Origin of the sequence: Mycolicibacterium sichuanense, assembly GCF_033741125.1 — a bacterium.
Taxonomy (GTDB): Bacteria; Actinomycetota; Actinomycetes; order Mycobacteriales; family Mycobacteriaceae; genus Mycobacterium.
The window spans coordinates 340,809-358,952 of sequence record NZ_JAWQPU010000003.1 but is presented as its reverse complement, the minus strand read 5'-3'; the positions used below and the strand labels follow the sequence as shown (position 1 = coordinate 358,952).

Genomic DNA, 18,144 nt, shown 5'->3' with positions numbered 1-18,144 from the left:
GTTAGATAGGCTGGGTAATCAGCTGCGGTCGCCACGGCGACGGTGCAACTGCGGGGGAATTCGAGAGCAGGCGGTCAAGATGAAGAGCATTCTCAGTCGTTCGTCGATGGCGGCGGCGTCGGCACTGTTGACGATGGCCGGCTCAGCCGTGGCCGCGGCACCCGCCAGCGCGCAGGCCTGCCCCGACGTGCAGGTGGTGTTCGCCCGCGGCACATTCGAACCCGCCGGCGTCGGCGCCACCGGCCAGGCCTTCGTCGACTCCCTGACGGCGAAGGCACCCGGCAAGACGATCGACGTATACCCGGTGAATTACCCTGCGTCCCTTGATTTCGCGGCCGCCGGCCAGGGCGTCGTCGACGCCAGCAACAAGGTCAAGGAGACCGCGGCGAACTGCCCGAAGACCAAGATCGTCATCGGTGGTTACTCCCAGGGCGCCGCGGTGGCCGCCTACATCACCGAGGATTCCCTACCCCAGGGCTTCGCTCTGCCGGCGGGCCTGACCGGACCGATGCCGCCGTCGGTGGCAGACCACGTGGCAGCCGTGGCATTGTTCGGCAAGCCATCGAGCGGTTTCATGCAGATGATCTACAGCGACGCGCCGCCGATCGACGTCGGCTCGCGGTACGCGTCGAAGACCACCGACCTCTGCATCCCCGGCGATCCGGTCTGCTCCTCGGGCGGCGGCAACAATGGCATGCACAGCATGTACATCGCCAATGGACTGACCGACCAGGCCGCCGACTTCGCGGTGAGTAAGTTGGCGCGCGGCGGAACTGCCTAGCCGCGTCGGTGCCGGCGCGAAATCACCGGCAATCGATTCGACGGAGTTTCGATTACTCCAAAATCGGGACGGCCCCGGTATCGACCCGACGCCGTCTCGGACGGCGATGGGTCGACCCGACTAGTGAGCTGCTTCGAAAGCCTCGACGACCTCGGTCTTGATCCGTCCGCGATCGGCGATTTCATGGCCGTTCTTGCGGGCCCATTCACGAATCGCCGACAACTGTTCCTTGGATGCCGACCCGTTTCCGTTGGCAGCGGCCTTGACCCGCGAACCACGGCTCTTGCGAACCTTGGTAGCTGCCGAGATGTACGGTTTCAGCGCCTTGTCGAGCTTGGCGATATTGGCAGCGGAAAGGTCGATCTGATAGGAGGCACCCCGCAGCGAGAACTCAATTCGTTCACCGCCACCTTCGGGGATTTCACTGCCATCGATGTCATCGATCAACTGGTGGACAATGCGTTCAGCCACGCGGTAACTCCTTCTGAATAACCCCTCGCGGAAAACGATACCAGTGGGAAACTCCAGAGCCGCAAAAGCGACTTGTCGACTCGTTATGCCGCCACCTCCCGGCGTTATGCGAAAACGGCATTCTTCGCTTCGCGCTTCACCTCGCGTGATGAGCAACGCGCATATTGCGTGATGCCCGAGGGCACGGTCGAGACCCACGTCGATTAGGCGCTGATACCCGCGGTGAGGATGGCCGCCAGTTCGCGGTAGGCACTGGCATCATCGAGTCCGGTGCTGGCCCGCACCGTGCGCTGCTGGATGCGCACCATCATCGTCGAGGCGAGGTCGGCTGCGAATGCGGCGTGCACGTCCCGGAATTCGCCGCTGGCCACCCCGGCGGCGATTATCTCCTGCACGCGGCGAGCCGCGATCCGGGTGTTCTGCTCGTACACGGCCCGGGCGGGGCCGAACGCATCCAGGTCGGCCATGAACCGATCCGAGGCCGTGCCGAGGGCGGTACCCACCGCCGACAGGTAGGCCGTGATCCGGGCCCGCGCACCCGTGACCGCGGCGACCTCGCGTTCGACGTCGTCGGTCGCGCCGCGGAAGAAGTGCACCGTGACCGCCCGCACCAGCTCCTCCTTGCTGCCGGTCAGGGTGTACAAAGTCGACTTCGAACAGTGCAGCCGCGCGGCGACGTCGTCGAGGGTGAGATGCGCGAATCCCTCTGCGAGGAACAGCCTGGTCAGCGCGTCGAACAGCTCCGTGCGCCGGCGGGTGCCGAACGTCGGGGCCTGCGGGTGCGACACCGCCCGATAGTACTGTACGTAGCCTTTCAGTACTGTTGATAGTACTCTGCAAAACACTTCAGTACTCGTCGCAACGAAGGAATGCCGGTGCCCGTCGACCGTCTACTGCCCTCCGCGGAGGCCCGCGAGCTGATCGGCCTGGTCGGTCAGGTCGCCGACAAGGTGCTGGCCCCGATCGTCGACCAGCACGAGAAGGACGAGACCTATCCCGACGGCGTCTTCGCCACCCTCGGCGAGGCGGGTCTGCTGAGCTTGCCGTATCCCGAGGAGTGGGGCGGGGCTGGGCAACCCTACGAGGTCTACCTCCAGGTGCTCGAGGAGATCGCCGCGCGCTGGGCGACGGTGGCGGTGGCCGTCAGCGTGCACAGCCTGTCGTGTCATCCCATGATGTCGTTCGGCACCGACGAGCAGCGGTCCCGCTGGTTACCGGACATGTTGGGCGGCAACCTGATCGGGGCCTACAGCCTGTCCGAACCCCAGGCCGGTTCCGACGCCGCAGCGCTGTCGTGCAAGGCGGTCTCGGTCGACGGCGGATACCGCATCACCGGCGAGAAGGCGTGGATCACCCACGGCGGCATCGCCGACTTCTACACGCTGTTCGCCCGCACCGGTGAAGGATCCCAGGGCATCTCCTGCTTCCACGTTCCCAGGGACACCGAGGGCCTGTCCTTCGGACGCCCCGAGGAGAAGATGGGGCTGCACGCGATACCGACCACGACGGCTCATTACGACGATGCGCACCTGCCCACCGAACATCGCATCGGCGCCGACGGCCAAGGCCTGCAGATCGCCTTCAGCGCGCTGGATTCCGGACGCCTGGGCATCGCCGCCTGTGCCGTCGGCCTGGCCCAGGCCGCACTCGACGACGCGGTCGCCTACAGCCAGCAGCGAACGACGTTCGGGCGCAAGATCATCGACCACCAGGGATTGGCCTTCCTGCTGGCCGACATGGCGGCGGCGGTCGAGTCCGCCCGGGCCACCTATCTCGACGCCGCCCGCCGCCGCGATGCCGGACTCGACTACTCCCGGCAGGCGTCGATCGCCAAACTCGTCGCGACCGACGCCGCGATGAAGGTCACCACCGATGCCGTCCAGGTGCTCGGCGGTGTCGGCTACACCCGCGACTATCGCGCCGAACGTCTCATGCGCGAGGCCAAGATCACTCAGATCTTCGAGGGCACCAACCAGATTCAACGATTGGTCATCAGCCGCAGCCTCGCCAAGGGATGACGGAGTCGGCACTTCGGCCGGATCGCCGTTAGGCGATCGTTCCCGGGGTTCCGTCGTCGCGAACGACGGGTCGCCCCTCCCGGGCCCACGCCGTCATTCCGCCTTCGAGATTGACCACCGTAAGGCCCGCGGACTGCAAGGCCGCGGCCGCCTTGGCCGACCGACCGCCCGAGCGGCACACCAAGACGATCGTGTCGCTGGTCGCATAGTCAGCGGGATCGACCAGGCCGAGCGGCCGGTGCTCGGCGGCTGGCGCGTGCCCGGCAAGCCATTCGTCGTCCTCGCGGACGTCGAGTAGACGCGAACCACTTTCAATGAACTCGAGCGCCCGGGTGGGATCGACGCAGACGAGTTCGTCGGGTGTGTTCATCGACGCCACCACCGTCGGGGCGGCGTCACCGACGGCGCTGGGGCCGGGTCGTTGGCGCAGGTGCACCGCTGCCCCGCGGGCACGGACTTCATCACGCTCTCGGCATGCCGGCCGCAGCCGGCCCAGCCGGTCTTTCCGCACCTATTGCACCTCTGCGGGTAACACATGAAATCTCCTCGGTTGGTCCGGGTTCGACCAGGATGTCGATCGGGTCGCAGGGTGGCGCTCAGGCCAGACCCTTGAGCATCAGGTTCCAATACATGAACGGCAGGCCGTACTTCTTGAGGTACCAGTACGCACGATGCGGCGCCGTCGGATTCAGCAGTGGCAGTGTGGGTTTCAACTTCAGGCCGTAGTCGAACTCAGCCAGCAGCACCGACTGAGACGAGGTGACGATCGGGCATGACGAGTAACCGTCGTAGCGGCCCGCCAACGATCGGCCCTTCAAGAAGGCGTCGACGTTCTCGACGACGACGGGTGCCTGCTTGCGGATTGCCGCACCGGTCTTGGAGTTGGGTGACGAACCGCATCCCCGAGCGCGAATACGTTGGGGTAGCGCACGTGCTGCAGCGTGTACTCGTCGATGTCGACGTATCCCATTGCGTCGCCGGTCGACAGCGGACTGGACTTGATCCAGTCCGGCGCCGACTGCCGCGGCACGACGTGCAACAGGTCGTAGGGCAGCATGGCGTCGGTCCCGCCGGCGGCCACACTGCTGACCACGACCTTGCGGGACTCCCCGTCGACCGACGTCACCTCGGAATTGGTGTGCAGGGTGATTCCGTAGTCGGCGATCACCGCGTCGAGGCTGTCGGCGATCGCGGGGATGCCGAAGGGCCGGGCTCCCGGCATGACCAGGTGTACGTCGATGTCGCCGAGGACGCCCTGGGACCGCCAGTAGTCGGCGGCCAGGTAGGCGATCTTCTGCGGCGCCCCGGCACACTTCATCGCACCAGACGGGACCGTGAATACCGCGGTGCCCGATCGGGTGTTACGGGTCAACTCCCACGTGCGCGGCGCGAGGTCGAACCGGTAGTTCGACGAGACCCCCCTTCGCCCGAGCGCCTGCTCGAGTCCCTCGGTGCGTTTCCAGTCCAGCTGGATTCCCGGACATACGACCAGGACCTCGTATTCGTAGACGGTGCCGTCGTCGCAGGTGACGATGTTGTCATCGGGGTCGACGACGCTCGCCGCCCGTCGAATCCACCTCGCGCCCCTGGGCATCACCGAGGATTCGGAACGCCTCGTGGTCGACGCACGTGCCTGCCCGCCGCCAACCAGTGTCCACAGCGGCTGGTAGTAGTGCACGTTCGACGGTTCGACGACGGCTACGTCGCCGAAACCCTTGCGCAGCATGCGTGCGGCGACCGTGATGCCGGCCGTACCGCCACCGATGATTAGGACTTGATGCTTGCCCGTGATGGTCACGTTCGTTCGTCTTCCTCGAATATTGCGGCGGTGCCGTCAGACGGGTTGGTGAGCGTCGTCCCAGGCGCCGAAGCCGCCAAGGATGTCGCTCACGTCGCGGAAGCCACGCTGGCGCAACAGACTTGCCGCGACCGAGGAGCGGTATCCGCCGGCGCAGTACACGACGGTCGGCTTGGTGGCGTCGAGTTCGGCCAGCCTGCCGGGCAGTTGGCCCACCGGGATGGTGATCGCGTTCGGGATCGTTCCCGCCGCGACCTCACCGGGATTGCGGACGTCCACGATCTGCAGACCAGACAGGTGGGAGACGCGCTCGTCGAAGGCGCTCACCGTCAACCGCGATGCCATCCGGACGTCATCCCGATGGGCGAGCATCACCTGGTAGGGCTCGGCGAGGTAGCCGATGACCCGATCGAAGCCGATGCGGGCCAACCGATTCTTCCCCTCGAGCTCCCGGCCGGGTTCGGTGAACAACACGACGTCCACGTCGGACGGCAACACCGAACCGGCGAACTCCGCGTAGCGCCCCTCCAGGCCGATGTTGATCGCACCGCGCAGGTGTCCCAGTGCGAAGTCCTCCGGGCTGCGTCCGTCGACGAGCACCGCACCGGCATCGACTGCCTCGCGCATCCGCTCGTAGGACAGGGCCGCCGGCATCTTGGTCTCGTCGAGCAGGTCGCGGTCCTTGCGGTTGAGGATCGCGTCGTAGACGAAGTACCCCGGCGCGGGCGGCTGCCCCTCGGTGACGAGCGTCATGAACGTCGCCTTGTCGGGAGCGCGCAAGGCATAGTTCGTCGCCTTCTGGTCACCGATCGTCGACCACAGGTCCGTCGAGAGGTTCTTCCCGCAGGCCGAGCCGGCACCGTGCGCGGGGAACACCCGGGTCGCATCCGGCAACGTCATCAGCTTGTCGTGCAGCGAGTCGTAGAGCTCGTCGGCGAGTTCCTCGCGCGTGAACCCGATCGACGAGAGCAGATCTGGCCGGCCCACGTCACCGATGAACAGGGCGTCGCCGGTCAGCACGCCATAGGGCACGGCATCCTCGGCGTGCTCGTAGACCACCACGCTCATCGACTCCGGCGTGTGCCCGGGGGTGTGCCGGAATTCCAGCGTCACTTCACCCAGCGAGTACCGCTCGCCATCGGCGACGCCCACCGATTCGAACTCGGTCTGCGCGACTGAGGAGTAGACGATCCGGGCGCCGGTCGCCTTCGCCAGCTCGAGATGGCCGGAGAGGAAGTCGGCATGGAAGTGCGTCTCAATGACCAATTCGATTCGCAGTCGGTGCTTTTCGGCATCGGCGATGTATTCGGCCACGTCGCGCTGCGGGTCCACCACCACGGCCCGGCCGCTGGCCTGGTCACCGATCAGGTACGACGCGTGTGACAGGCAATCGAGGTAGTACTGCTGGAAGATCATCGTCTCATCCTTCTGTTACTTGCTTCGATGACACCATCGTGTCATATACCCCTACGGGTATATGAAGTACCCCCCAGGGTATTTTATTTCCGACCTTGACAATGCCCCTCGGGGTATCGCTAGGATCGAGCTCCAAGATACCCCGGTAGGTATATCGCGCCAGGGCCATCCGTCACTCGCGGAACTGTCGGAAGGAACACCCCGAATGATCACCCTCACCATTGCCTTGGCCGTCCTCGTCGGCGTCGCCCTTGGCCTGCTCGGCGGCGGTGGATCGATCCTGACCGTCCCCCTGCTGACCTACGTGGCGGGCCTGGAGGCACGCCACGCGATCGCCTCGTCCCTGCTGGTGGTTGGGGTGACCAGTGCCATGGCGGCCATCACCCACGCGCGCGCCGGCCGGGTTCAATGGCGCATCGCCGCCCTCTTCGGCCTGACCGCAATGGCCGGCGCCTACGGCGGCGGCCGGGTGGCCCACGTCATCCCGGGAACTGCGCTGCTGGTGGCATTCGCGATCATCATGGTCGCCGCCGGCCTGGCGATGCTGCGCAGCCGCCCGGAACCCGCCGAATCAGGCGAGCACCCGCTACCGACCGTTCGGATCGCCCTGCTGGGCGCGGCGGTCGGCCTGATCAGCGGCCTCGTCGGCGCCGGAGGTGGCTTCCTCCTGGTTCCTGCACTGACCCTGTTGGCGGGGCTGCCGATGCCGATCGCGGTCGGGACCTCGCTGGTGGTCATCTCGATGCAATCGCTCGCCGGCCTGGCCGGACATCTCGCCAGTGAACAGATCGACTGGCGCCTGGCCGGCTTCGTCACCGCTGCCGCGGTCGTGGGAGCCCTCATCGGGGGACGTTTGGTACCCCTGATCGATCCAGGCACGCTGCGCCGCGCCTTCGGCTGGTTCGTCCTGCTGATGGCATCGGTCATCCTGGCCCAGGAACTCGACCCCGCAGTCGGTGCCACCCTCCGGGCGTTGACCCTGGGCGCCGCCGCAGCGTCGTTCGCCTGCACCAGATACGCACACTGCCCGTTGCAACGGTTGCTGGGAGCGTCGAGGCCGTATCCGGCCCGGACAATCTAGACGAACTGGACGTTCTGAACTATGCGGCGGGTACTGAACGTTCCGTAGGACATCGGGCAAGGACGCGGGCCTGCAGTTTGGGGCCGCGCACGGAGGCAATGAGTCAGGTGGCGACGGGGGGATACACATCCGAGGTTGCGGTTCCTCACCGTCGCTACGAACGAGCCGAGGACAACCCCGGGTGTTGAGACCGCAGCACCCGGCCTCGGCTCGGCAATCCGGGGCGCGCCGGGCCAAGTCGGACTCGTCATCTGGGAGGGGCATCAAGCCGCACGACGAGCGACGAACGTCGCATGGGCGGACCCGAGCTGCTCAATCTTTGTGGAGCTAAGGGGAATCGAACCCCTGACCTTCTCGATGCGAACGAGACGCGCTACCAACTGCGCTATAGCCCCTTGTACCGGAAGCACAGGCTACCAGTGCCGGTGCCGACCGAGAAAACCGCGTTACTGACCCGCAGCTCGGGGCAGGTCGTAGTCCCTCGCGAAGGCCGTGTACTCCAGGTGCTCGAAGATCGGATCCTCGTCGTCGATCTCCAGCACCACCGAGCCGGGACGGCGCAACCGGGCGGGCACGACGTCGAACTCCGGGTCGCGGGTGTTCTCCACGCCAAGGTGCGACCGCATCATCCGCTGTGCCCGACGGCGCCGCACCTGCTCCTCGATGCGCGTCTGACGACGCAGGTAGCCGAGGTACAGGATCGTGATGACCCCGATGGTCCCGCACGCCCACCAGAAGGTGGACGACAGGAAGAACGCGGCGATGGCGGTGAGCAGCAGCAGGGACGCCATCGCCATCAGCATCCTGGTGCGGAAGCGGAACTTGCGTGCGCTCACCGCGGCCGCAGTCTTCGACTCGTAGCTGCGGCGGCGTTCCTGGGACTTCGAACCCGCCACGTGCAGATCGGGATCCGGGGCGACGGCCTCGAACTCCGACGAGTCGTCGACGTACTCGTAGTCGTAGTCGGTACCTGCGCCGGCATCCTCTCCGGACGCCGCGGCGAACTGATCGGTCGTCGCACTCTCGTCCTCGACGTCGGGTTCGGCCCCGGCCCGCACCGGCTCGTCGACCTCTTGGAGGTCGTCGACGGAGAACGTGCGCGTGTCGTCGGCCGAGAGCGGTCGCGGGCCCTCGCCGAACTCCAGCGGCAGCTCGGGTTCCGCGGCCACCGTGGGCCGGGCAGACGCGCCGACGGGCAGCGCCCCGGAGTCCTCCTCGACGACGTCCACGTCGAGGTAGTCGGGTTCAGTTTGGGCCGTGGCCGGTGCCATCGCGACGACGGCCTGGCGCGGCGCGGCCGGCTCGTCGTCTTCGTCGTCGTGGTAATCGTCGAGGTCGTCGTGCGTCGGACGCCAGTGGGGATCACTGTGGTGGCCCGCGGCCGGCTTGCGCCGGCGCAGCAAGCGCTCGGCGGTTCCGGTGTTCAGTACTCGGGTGGCGAGCGCGACGTCGCTGGTGCGACGCACGTTGTCACGCTTGCTGATCAGCATGGGAACGAGTACGAACAACCAGAGCACGACCAGGGAGATCCACAAGAGGGATTGGGGGATGCTTGGCATGTCGCCGGCTCCTTTCCCCGTAAGGCTAGGTCCGTGACCAGCGCATCCGGGGTCGACGCGCCGAGGTCAATTACACACCTGTAATTCATCCCTGACAAGCACATCTGCCTCAGAAGTCACAACTGCCACACAGCTAGGCCCACGTTGCACGTCCGGCGCGGACCAGCGCAGACGCCGCGGAACCGTTTAGCTCCTCGACGGTGATCGCCACCAGCAGGTGATCGCGCCACGCCCCGTCGACCTCGAGGTAGCGCTTCAGCAGACCCTCCTCGCGGAAGCCCGCCCGCGCCAGCACGGCGCGACTCGGCGCATTCTCCGGCCGTACCGTCGCCTCGATGCGGTGCAGGCCGACCGGCCCGAAGCCGTGGTCCACCCCAAGCGCCAGGGCTGCCGTGGCCACCCCGGCTCCATTGCGGTCCTTGGCCACCCAGTACCCGATCCACGCCGAGCGCAGCGCGCCGTGCGTCACGTTGCCGATCGTCAACTGCCCGCAGAACTCACCGTCGAGCTCGATGACGTACGGCAGCATCCGCCCCCTGCGGGCCTCGGCGCGCAAGCCCGAACAGATCGACGGCCAGGCCGACATCGAATGGCGCACTTCCCAATTCACCTCGGCAACCGGCTCCCACGGCTCGAGGTGGGCTTGGTCGGCCAGCCTGATCCGGCTCCACACCGCCCCGTCGCGCAGGCGCACCGGCCGCAACCCGACCACCCCCGCGCGCACCCGCAGCGGACCGACGGGCTTGGGCCAGCCCGGATGCATGGACGTCGACCGCCAGAGGTTCATTGCCCGGCCATCCTGCTCCTCGCATCCGCGGCGGATTCGTCGTCAGCCCCGTTGGGCAAGGAACGCCACGTCGACGGTTTCACCGGTACGGATCTGCTCGGCCTCGCTGGGGATCACCACCAGGCAGTTCGCCTCGGCGAGTGTCGCCAGCAGGTGCGACGACGCTCCGGGTGCGCCACCCAGCGCCTGCACCAGGTATTCGCCGGTGTCCTGATCGCGCATCAGCTGCCCGCGCAGGTAGCCCTTGCGCCCGGCGACCGACGTGATCGGCGACAGCGTGCGCGCCTGGACGACACGCCGAAGGGGTTGGCGCTTGCCCAGCGACATGCGGATCAGCGGCCGGACCATCACCTCGAACACCACCAGCGCGCTCACCGGGTTGGCCGGCAACAGGAACACCGGAACGCCGTCGCGACCCAGCTGGCCGAAACCCTGCACCGATCCCGGGTGCATCGCGATGCGCGCGACTTCCATGTCACCGAGTTCGGACAGCACGGCCCGGACGCTCTCGGCGGCCGTGCCACCCACCGCCCCGGCGATGACCAGCACCTCGGCGCGGTTGATCTGGCCCTCGACCACGTCGCGCAACGTCTTGGACTCGGTGTCGACGATGCCGACCCGGTTCACCTCCGCCCCGGCGTCCCGCCCCGCTGCGGCCAGCGCATAGGAATTGACGTCGTACACCTGCCCGTTGCCGGGCGTGCGCGAGACGTCGACGAGTTCACCGCCCACGCTCATCACCGACAGCCGCGGCCGCGGATGCACTAGCACCCGTTCCCGCCCCACGGCCGCGAGCAGTCCGACCTGAGCTGCTCCGATGATGGTGCCCGAGCGCACGGCAACGTCACCTGGCTGAACGTCGTCACCGGTGCGCCGCACGTAGGCGCCCGAACGAACACCGCGCAGCACGCGTACCCGCGAGTCCCCGCCGTCCGTCCAGCGCAGCGGCAACACCGCGTCGGCGAGCGTCGGCATCGGCGCGCCGGTCTGGACCCGGGCCGCCTGCCGGGGCTGCAACCGGCTCGGCGTCTTGGCGCCCGCCTCGATGAGACCCATCACGGGCAGGCTGACCTCGCGATCGGATCCGCCGTCGTCACCGTCGTCACCGGGACCGACGCCGAGCACGTCGACGCTACGTACCGCGTAGCCGTCGATCGCTGCCTGATCGAAACCGGGCAGCGGACGTTCGGTGACGACCTCCTCGGCGCACATCAAGCCCTGCGCCTCGGCGATGGCCACCCGCACCGGCCTCGGCGCCACTGCTGCGGCAGCCACCCGTGCCTGCTGCTCCTCCACCGAACGCACTCATGCGCCTTTCTTCAGTCGCGGAGCCCACACGCTAGTCAGTTGACGTTCAGGCCCAATCGCTCGACCAACCAGCGCCGCAACTCCGGTCCGTAGTCGTCACGCTCCAACGCAAAGTCAACCGCAGCCTTGAGGTACCCGCCGGGATTTCCCAGGTCGTGTCGAGAACCGCGGTGCACCACCACGTGAACCGGATGTCCCTCCTCGATCAGCAGCGCGATCGCGTCGGTCAGCTGGATCTCGCCACCGACCCCACGCGGCACCCGGCGCAACGCGTCGAAGATCGCACGGTCCAGGACGTAACGGCCGGCGGCCGCGTACGGCGACGGCGCGTCCTCGGCCTTCGGCTTCTCCACCATGCCCTTGACGCGCAACACGTTGGGATTGACCGCGTCGGGCACCACCTCGACGTCGAAGACGCCGTACGCACTGATCTCGTCGGCGGGCACTTCGATGGCGCACAGCACGGAACCGCCGCGCTTGGCGCGCACCTTGGACATCGTCTCGAGCACACCCGTCGGCAGGACCAGGTCGTCGGGCAACAGCACCGCGACGGCATCCTCGTCGGGCAGCAGCGTCGGCTCCACGCAGCTCACGGCGTGGCCGAGGCCCAGCGGCTCATGCTGCACCACCGACTCCACCTTGATGAGGGCGGGCGCGCGGCGCACCTTCTCCAACATCACGTGTTTGCCGCGAGCCTCGAGCGTGCCCTCGAGGATCAGGTCCTGAACGAAGTGTGCGACGACGCCGTCCTTGCCCTCGGACGTCACGATGACGAGCCGCTCGGCCCCGGCCTCGGCAGCCTCGGCGGCCACCAGCTCGATGCCTGGGGTGTCGACGACGGGCAGCAACTCCTTGGGAACCGTCTTGGTAGCGGGGAGAAATCGCGTTCCCAGGCCGGCGGCCGGAACGATCGCGGTGCGCGGGATCGGCACCAGGGCCCGTGTGGTCATCGTTGACACCATAACGTCATCGCGCTCGCGCATCCGGGCAAGCCCTGATCTGGCACGTGACATCGTGGACCGATGCGGCAGACCAAGGCCCAGCTCCGCGCCGAGATCCTCACCGCGCGCCGCGCCATCCCGGCCGACGTGCGACTGGCGGAGGCCGGCGCGCTCGGCGTCCGACTCGCACGTTTGGCCGACGGGGGCGAGACGGTCTGCGCCTACGTGCCCGTGGGCTCCGAACCCGGTTCGGTGGCCATGCTGGACGCGCTCGTCGACGCCGGTGCGACGGTGTTGCTGCCCGTCGCCAGGGAGGACGCAGCGGGCACTCCCCTACCGCTGAGCTGGGGTGAATACCGTGCGGGCAAGCTCGTCGCCGCCGGTCACGGACTGCGCGAACCGGCCGGGCCGACGCTGCCGCCCGAGGCGATCGCGCGTGCGGCACTCATCGTGGTCCCCGCTCTGGCGGTGGACCGGGCCGGCGTTCGGCTGGGCCGCGGCGCCGGGTTCTACGACCGCTCGCTGACATTGGCCGATCCAGCGGCGCGTCTGGTGGCGATCGTCCGCGACGACGAGCTGCGCGATCGGCTCCCCGGCGCCGCGCACGACGTCGCGATGACGCACGCGCTGACACCAGGGCACGGGCTCGTCGAACTCGGCTGACCTGGGCGGGACACGTCGGCCGGGAATGACCGGGCCCACATGGCGGTTCTAGCACTTGAACAGTTAGAGTGCTAAAAAGTTTCGTCACTTCTCGGAGGTTTTCGTGCCGACCTATTCGTACGCGTGTACCGAGTGCGACAACCGCTTCGATGCGGTGCAGGCGTTCACCGACGATGCACTGACGACGTGCCCGAAGTGCTCGGGCCGGTTGCGCAAGCTCTTCGGCTCGGTGGGCGTGGTGTTCAAGGGCAGCGGCTTCTACCGCAACGACAGCCGCGATACCTCGAAGAGCACCATCAACGGGTCGAGCAGCAGCGGCGAGTCCTCGAGTTCGTCGGACAAGTCCTCCGACAAGCCGGCCGCGAAGTCGACGTCGTCGGAGAAGTCCTCGAGCTCCTCGTCCGGCTCGGACAAGTCCAGTTCGAGTTCTTCGTCGAGTTCTCCCGCGGCTGCCTCCAGCTAGCAGTTATCCACAGGTCGCTCGGCGCCCCCTCCCACGACGCCGTCGCGCTGCCTAGCGTGGCCGCATGGGGGAATCGCTCAATCCATCGCTGATGTCGCGCATCGCGGCCGGGCTGCGGCCGGACTGGACGCGCACGGTCGCCGCCCGCCGCGCCGCGGCCGCCGCTCTCGTCGTCCTGGCCGGGGTTGCCGCGCTGCGACCCGACCCCGCCGACGGGCGCGCCGACGTCGTCGTCGCAGCCCGCGACCTGGCGCCGGGCACGGCGCTCACCGCATCCGATCTGCGAGTCGAATCACGCTCCGCCACAACCATTCCCGACGGCTCGCGAGACGATGCCGGCACCCTCGTCGGTAGCACGCTCACGGGTCCGGTGCGCCGGGGCGAGGTCATCACCGACGTGCGGGTGCTCGGCTCACGACTCGCCGAGGCCAGTGCAGGACCAGACGCGCGCATCGTGCCCGTGCACCCCGCCGACGCTGCCCTGCTGGATCTGGTGCGCGCCGGGGACGTCGTCGACGTTCTCACGGTCACCGACGCACCGGGAACGGCTCGGGCCGACGCCCAGGGCCGACCGCGGGTGGTCGCCACGGACGCCGTCGTGGTCATGGTGTCGGCCAAGGCGAAGGAACCGGGCCGGGAGGGCGTCGTCATGATCGCGCTGCCAGCGCCTGTGGCCAATGAGGTCGCGGGTGCCTCGCTGTCGCAAGCGATCACGCTGACCTTCCACTGAGGTCAGTTGGGCGGGGCGGTGTCCGGCGAGGTGCTTGGGGCCGGCGCGCCGTGCGCAATGGCTTCGAGCACCATGTCCACCAGCTCGTCGTCGGTCGAGGTGGCGGTCGGCCCGGGTGTGGGAGGCGCAGGGTCGGCGTACCCGACGGCTGCGAAGGCGATCGACAGGCTCGTCGACACGGCCATCATCGCGATCACGATCCGCATCCCCACGCGACGAAATTAGCACCTGGAGTCTCCGTCCGCAGTGTCTCCCCGGCTAGCGTTGACACACGGGGATCGAGCACAGGGCCGGTCCACATACCGGAAGGAGACCCCACGTGCTGAAGGGTTTCAAGGAGTTCCTCTCCCGAGGCAACATCGTCGACCTATCGGTCGCGGTCGTCATCGGCACGGCGTTCACCGCACTCGTCAAGACCTTCACCGACAGCATCATCACCCCCCTCACCAGTCGGATCGGCGCCAGCAACACCGATGTCGGCATCCTGAAGATCAGCATCGGCGGCGGCCAGTTCGTCGACCTGAACACCCTGATCTCCGCGGCGATCAACTTCGTGCTGGTGGCTGCGGTCGTCTACTTCCTGGTGGTCGTGCCCTACAACCGGCTGCGCAAGAAGGGCGAGGTGGAGCAGGCCCAGGACACCGAATTGAGCCTCCTCACCGAGATTCGCAATCTGCTCAAGGACGGCGTCAGCGCCGAGACGGTCACCGGCCCAGGCACCGGCCCGGAACCCGACACCGCGAAGTACACCAGCTCGGACAAGTAACGCCCATCAAACGAAGACAGCCCCCGGCCACAGGCCGGGGGCTGTTCTCGTTGAACTAGGGAGTTAGTTCATGTTCCACGGTTCGCCGTAGGTGGTGACGCTGTCACCGGTGGAGGCGATGAGCCGCGCGAACGGACGCAGGAGAACGCCGCCGGCGGCGCCGGTGACCGTTCCGTGTGCGTTCGAGACCGCGACACCACCGGAGGCACCGGAGACGTCGACCGAGAAGGTCGCGACTTCCTGGATGCCAGGGCCGTTGCCGAGGTCGGCGCTGATGGACACACCCGGGAACAGGTTGGGCGTGATGACCTGCAGCGGGTTCGCCGGGGTCGCGTCGTCGAGCAGGATGTTCGGCGTCGTGTAGCTGAAGTTGATGCCAACGCCCAGCGACCACGGGAAGCCGATCTGGTAGCCCAGTTCCAGCGTGCCCTTGAAGTCGGAGGCACCGGGACCGGCGACGATGAACTTGGCCCGGCCGGAGTGGAACCACTCGCGAGTCAGGCGGTTGCGGTCAAGCGGGAACACACCGTTGAGGAAGGTGTCCCACTGTTGGACCGTCAGGGTCCGGTCCTGGCCATCGACCAGGCTCAGCTCGTTGTCCAAACCTGCGTGTGAGGTGCCCGTGCTCGTGAACAGAGCGGCGAGGGCCGCGATCAACGCGACCAGCACCCGACTGATTGCCTTCATGATCTCCCTAGCTTGTCGTGACGGACTGGGTCGTCCGCCGTTTCCTGTGAGTGCCCGGCTCTACCGCTAACCTGCACTCCGCAAGACCTCGATGTGAGGGGAATTAGAAACCTCACATGTTGTTCTTACGTAGAGCTCATCGTTTGACAGCGAGAAACATAACGGCGGGGCATCCGCCCGGCAACGCGTACACATCCGCTCACGAAGGCTGGCGACCCCATCGCCGAAGTTTGCCGGCCGCCGCCGACCGCGCATCCGGTTCGTACGCGTCCCCGCCGGTGGCCGGCCGCATTGCCCGCCCCATGGCAGATTCCGGCATTGCAGAAGTGTTGTTCGCGCTGTGAACATTTCCCACGCATGGGGAGAAAGTGCAGCTCAGCCGTGGTGCGGGGGGACGTTCTCGCGCAACCAGCGATCGCGCTCGGCATCGCCTTCGACGTCGCGCTCATCACGCTCATCCCGGGTGATCTCGGGAAGGAAATCGCCGAAGATCTTGTTAACTGAATGGCCGCCGGGGCGTGTCTGGTCGTTCACAGTCTTCCTTTGGTGTGACGAAGATCACAGTACGGTGGTAATAGCTGTTCACTTAGCGGTAACGCAATTTGGCGAAGCAACTTCTCATTTGACGCTAATGCAAATAACCCGGCTGAGCGTGCAATACGCACAGCCGGGTCGGGACGGGTCGGCAACGAGTTAGATCTCCAGACTGGATAGCTGGTCGATTATTTGGACCGCCAGCGGACCGAGCGTGGCCATGCCGTCGCGGACCGCGCCCCGCGACCCGGCGATGTTGACGACGAGGGTGCTACCCGAGACGCCCGCCAACCCGCGCGAGACCCCGGCATCGACGATCCCCGCCGACAGCCCCGACGCCCGCAGGGCCTCGGAGATGCCGAGCAGCTCACGATCGAGGATGGTCGTGGTGGCCTCCGGGGTGACGTCCCGGGGAGTCACCCCGGTGCCGCCCACCGAGACCACCAGGTCCACGCCGCCGATCACGGCCGTATTCAATGCATTGCGGATCTCGATCTCGTCGGCCGCGACGACGACGACGCCGTCCACGACGAATCCCGCCTCCCCCAGCAACTCGGTGACCAGCGGACCGCTGTGGTCCTCTTCGTCTCCGTGCGCAGTCCGATCGTCCACGACCACGACCAGCGCACGCCCCACCAACTCACCTGGCTGTTCCATGAATGCCACCGTATATCCCGCCACCGACGACGGCGCATCAGCCATCCTCAGGCCGGGACGCCCCGGCGCCACCGTCACGGCTGCGCCTTTCCGAGGGTGACGTCCACGGTCTGGGGCTTGCCGCCCTGATCGAGGTAGGTCAGCGTGACCTTGTCACCGGGTGCCCGCGAGCGGACGGCCGCCACCAGCGCGTCGGCACTGCCGATCACCCTGTCGTCGACCTTGGTGACGACGACCCCGCTGGGAAGCCCCGCGGCGGCGGCCGCGCCTCCGGCCGTGACGTCGACGATCTTGGCTCCGTCGACGCTGGCGTCGTTGCCGACCTGCACGCCGAGCGACGCATGCGACGCGGTGCCACTCTGGATCAGCTCGTCGGCGATGCGCTTGGCCTGGTCGACGGGAATGGCGAATCCGAGACCGATCGACCCGCTCTGGGTCTGGCCGGACTCGCCGCCCATGGTCGCGATCGCGGAGTTCACCCCCACCAGCTCACCGTTCATGTTCACCAGCGCGCCGCCCGAGTTGCCCGGATTGATCGCGGCGTCGGTCTGGATGGCGTCCAGCACGGTGTTCTGGTTCTGCGCGTCACCGCCGGCGGCAACGGGCCGGTTCAGCGCGCTCACGATGCCGGTGGTGACGGTGCCCTCGAGCCCGAGCGGCGAGCCAACGGCCACCACGTCCTGACCGACCCGCAGGTTGGCCGACGACCCGAGCGTGATCGGCGTCAGTCCGGTCGCGCCAAGGGCCTGCACGACCGCGATGTCACTGCTGGGGTCGGTGCCCACCACCTTGAAGGAGGTGGTGGCGCCGTTGGCGAACGTGACCTTGGTCTGCACGTTGCCGGGGGCACCGGGGCCGCCGCCGGCGGCGGCCACCACGTGGTTGTTGGTCAGGATCAGCCCGTCGTTGGACAGGATGATGCCGGAGCCCTCCTCGGACTGCCTGCCCATGTCGGTCTCCAGCTTGACCACGCTCGGCACGACCTTGGCCGCGACCTGTTCGACCGAACCGGCAGGAAGGCTCGCAGCGGGTTCACTCGGTGCGGCGCCGCTGATCGAGGAACTCAACGCCGGCCGGCCCGGCTGCATCAGCGTCGCCACGCCGCCTCCGATACCGGCGGACACCACGGCGATCGCCAGTGCACCGACCGTCAACCGGCCCGCGCGCGAACGCCTCCGCGGGCTGACCGGCGGCGGCGGCATCATGCGTGTCGGGTCGGCCGGACGGTAAGGATCGTGCGGACCGCGGTGTGACTGCGGCGGTTGAGTGGCATACCGCCAGTCGTAGGACTGCTGCGAATGGGTACCCGCGCGGTGCTGGCCGGGGTAACCCGGCGCCGCGCCCTGGTGGGCGCCTGGTCGATGACCGGGCGCGGGGGGAGGCGAGTACCTCGGATCGTTCGTCATCGCGACTGTTGGCTCTACTTTCGGGTAGGTGGCGTCGGCGGTCTGTCATGAGTAACGAAGGGCGCGCCTCGAACAGTG

21 protein-coding genes, 1 tRNA gene and 1 pseudogene are annotated in these 18,144 nt (G+C 67.4%); 7 read left to right on the top strand and 16 right to left on the bottom strand.

Annotated features, from left to right (window positions below; all coding sequences use genetic code 11):
• Nucleotides 1-79 precede the first annotated feature (79 nt).
• Entirely contained in the window at nucleotides 80-781 is a 702-nt protein-coding gene (locus SBI80_RS12135; protein WP_413232701.1) for a cutinase family protein, read from the top strand.
• A gap of 120 nt (nucleotides 782-901) precedes the next feature.
• Here the strand turns inward: SBI80_RS12135 and SBI80_RS12130 are convergent, their stop codons facing one another.
• The gene (locus SBI80_RS12130; protein WP_318974873.1) at nucleotides 902-1,252 is read right to left on the bottom strand and encodes a histone-like nucleoid-structuring protein Lsr2; all 351 of its coding nucleotides are present in this window, start codon (nucleotides 1,250-1,252) and stop codon (nucleotides 902-904) included.
• Nucleotides 1,253-1,455: 203 nt separating this feature from the next.
• Nucleotides 1,456-2,040 (bottom strand): TetR/AcrR family transcriptional regulator, encoded by a 585-nt coding sequence (locus SBI80_RS12125; protein WP_318974871.1) that lies wholly within the window; start codon nucleotides 2,038-2,040, stop codon nucleotides 1,456-1,458.
• Between the two features lie 87 nt (nucleotides 2,041-2,127).
• Here SBI80_RS12125 and SBI80_RS12120 point away from each other — a divergent pair, with 87 nt between their 5' ends.
• Complete coding sequence (locus tag SBI80_RS12120) at nucleotides 2,128-3,270, top strand: acyl-CoA dehydrogenase family protein (protein ID WP_318974870.1); 1,143 nt, start codon at nucleotides 2,128-2,130, stop codon at nucleotides 3,268-3,270.
• Between the two features lie 28 nt (nucleotides 3,271-3,298).
• On the opposite strand, the gene SBI80_RS12115 is transcribed toward SBI80_RS12120, so the two are convergent.
• The 4 genes and pseudogenes from SBI80_RS12115 to SBI80_RS12105 form a co-directional block, all read right to left on the bottom strand.
• Entirely contained in the window at nucleotides 3,299-3,640 is a 342-nt protein-coding gene (locus SBI80_RS12115) for a rhodanese-like domain-containing protein (RefSeq protein ID WP_318974868.1), read from the bottom strand.
• Nucleotides 3,637-3,807 carry a DUF8730 family Cys-rich protein gene (locus tag SBI80_RS28295; protein ID WP_489685603.1) on the bottom strand — a complete coding sequence of 57 codons (171 nt, stop codon included), beginning with the start codon at nucleotides 3,805-3,807 and terminating at the stop codon, nucleotides 3,637-3,639. The genes SBI80_RS12115 and SBI80_RS28295 overlap by 4 nt, the downstream gene beginning before the upstream one ends.
• 59 nt (nucleotides 3,808-3,866) lie before the next feature.
• Nucleotides 3,867-5,068 (bottom strand): annotated as a pseudogene (locus SBI80_RS12110) (NAD(P)/FAD-dependent oxidoreductase).
• 36 nt (nucleotides 5,069-5,104) lie between these two features.
• Nucleotides 5,105-6,484 (bottom strand): MBL fold metallo-hydrolase, encoded by a 1,380-nt coding sequence (locus tag SBI80_RS12105; protein ID WP_318974866.1) that lies wholly within the window; start codon nucleotides 6,482-6,484, stop codon nucleotides 5,105-5,107.
• 205 nt (nucleotides 6,485-6,689) lie between these two features.
• Here SBI80_RS12105 and SBI80_RS12100 point away from each other — a divergent pair, with 205 nt between their 5' ends.
• Nucleotides 6,690-7,565 (top strand): sulfite exporter TauE/SafE family protein, encoded by an 876-nt coding sequence (locus tag SBI80_RS12100; protein WP_318974865.1) that lies wholly within the window; start codon nucleotides 6,690-6,692, stop codon nucleotides 7,563-7,565.
• Nucleotides 7,566-7,887: 322 nt separating this feature from the next.
• Here the strand turns inward: SBI80_RS12100 and SBI80_RS12095 are convergent.
• From SBI80_RS12095 to SBI80_RS12075, 5 genes are all read right to left on the bottom strand, one after another.
• Nucleotides 7,888-7,960, bottom strand: a tRNA-Ala gene (locus tag SBI80_RS12095).
• A gap of 51 nt (nucleotides 7,961-8,011) precedes the next feature.
• Nucleotides 8,012-9,124 carry a divisome protein SepX/GlpR gene (sepX, locus tag SBI80_RS12090; RefSeq protein ID WP_318974863.1) on the bottom strand — a complete coding sequence of 371 codons (1,113 nt, stop codon included), beginning with the start codon at nucleotides 9,122-9,124 and terminating at the stop codon, nucleotides 8,012-8,014.
• 133 nt (nucleotides 9,125-9,257) lie between these two features.
• A complete protein-coding gene (locus tag SBI80_RS12085; protein WP_318974862.1) occupies nucleotides 9,258-9,911 on the bottom strand; it encodes a GNAT family N-acetyltransferase in 654 nt (217 codons plus the stop codon).
• A gap of 42 nt (nucleotides 9,912-9,953) precedes the next feature.
• A complete protein-coding gene (gene glp / locus SBI80_RS12080) occupies nucleotides 9,954-11,216 on the bottom strand; it encodes a molybdotransferase-like divisome protein Glp (protein ID WP_318974861.1) in 1,263 nt (420 codons plus the stop codon).
• A gap of 38 nt (nucleotides 11,217-11,254) precedes the next feature.
• A complete protein-coding gene (locus tag SBI80_RS12075) occupies nucleotides 11,255-12,169 on the bottom strand; it encodes a UTP--glucose-1-phosphate uridylyltransferase (protein ID WP_318974860.1) in 915 nt (304 codons plus the stop codon).
• A gap of 72 nt (nucleotides 12,170-12,241) precedes the next feature.
• Between SBI80_RS12075 and SBI80_RS12070 the strand changes: the two genes are divergently transcribed.
• The 3 genes from SBI80_RS12070 to SBI80_RS12060 all read left to right on the top strand — a co-directional run bounded on the left by SBI80_RS12070 (nucleotide 12,242) and on the right by SBI80_RS12060 (nucleotide 14,016).
• Nucleotides 12,242-12,823: a 5-formyltetrahydrofolate cyclo-ligase gene (locus SBI80_RS12070; protein WP_318974859.1), complete on the top strand. Its 582-nt coding sequence runs from the start codon at nucleotides 12,242-12,244 to the stop codon at nucleotides 12,821-12,823.
• Nucleotides 12,824-12,926: 103 nt separating this feature from the next.
• On the top strand, nucleotides 12,927-13,286 hold the full coding sequence (locus SBI80_RS12065; protein WP_318974857.1) for an FmdB family zinc ribbon protein: 360 nt from the start codon (nucleotides 12,927-12,929) through the stop codon (nucleotides 13,284-13,286).
• A gap of 64 nt (nucleotides 13,287-13,350) precedes the next feature.
• A complete protein-coding gene (locus SBI80_RS12060) occupies nucleotides 13,351-14,016 on the top strand; it encodes an SAF domain-containing protein (RefSeq protein WP_318974855.1) in 666 nt (221 codons plus the stop codon).
• A gap of 2 nt (nucleotides 14,017-14,018) precedes the next feature.
• Here SBI80_RS12060 and SBI80_RS12055 read toward each other — a convergent pair whose 3' ends face one another.
• Complete coding sequence (locus SBI80_RS12055) at nucleotides 14,019-14,228, bottom strand: hypothetical protein (RefSeq protein ID WP_318974853.1); 210 nt, start codon at nucleotides 14,226-14,228, stop codon at nucleotides 14,019-14,021.
• 107 nt (nucleotides 14,229-14,335) lie between these two features.
• Between SBI80_RS12055 and mscL the strand changes: the two genes are divergently transcribed.
• Nucleotides 14,336-14,782 (top strand): large-conductance mechanosensitive channel protein MscL, encoded by a 447-nt coding sequence (gene mscL / locus SBI80_RS12050; RefSeq protein WP_318974852.1) that lies wholly within the window; start codon nucleotides 14,336-14,338, stop codon nucleotides 14,780-14,782.
• 63 nt (nucleotides 14,783-14,845) lie between these two features.
• On the opposite strand, the gene mspA is transcribed toward mscL, so the two are convergent.
• The 4 genes from mspA to SBI80_RS12030 all read right to left on the bottom strand — a co-directional run bounded on the left by mspA (nucleotide 14,846) and on the right by SBI80_RS12030 (nucleotide 18,066).
• Nucleotides 14,846-15,469 carry a porin MspA gene (mspA, locus tag SBI80_RS12045; RefSeq protein ID WP_318974850.1) on the bottom strand — a complete coding sequence of 208 codons (624 nt, stop codon included), beginning with the start codon at nucleotides 15,467-15,469 and terminating at the stop codon, nucleotides 14,846-14,848.
• Between the two features lie 375 nt (nucleotides 15,470-15,844).
• On the bottom strand, nucleotides 15,845-16,003 hold the full coding sequence (locus tag SBI80_RS12040) for a hypothetical protein (protein ID WP_318974848.1): 159 nt from the start codon (nucleotides 16,001-16,003) through the stop codon (nucleotides 15,845-15,847).
• 159 nt (nucleotides 16,004-16,162) lie between these two features.
• On the bottom strand, nucleotides 16,163-16,705 hold the full coding sequence (locus SBI80_RS12035) for a MogA/MoaB family molybdenum cofactor biosynthesis protein (protein ID WP_413232714.1): 543 nt from the start codon (nucleotides 16,703-16,705) through the stop codon (nucleotides 16,163-16,165).
• Nucleotides 16,706-16,734: 29 nt separating this feature from the next.
• Complete coding sequence (locus SBI80_RS12030) at nucleotides 16,735-18,066, bottom strand: S1C family serine protease (RefSeq protein ID WP_318974847.1); 1,332 nt, start codon at nucleotides 18,064-18,066, stop codon at nucleotides 16,735-16,737.
• Between the last annotated feature and the right edge of the window lie 78 nt (nucleotides 18,067-18,144).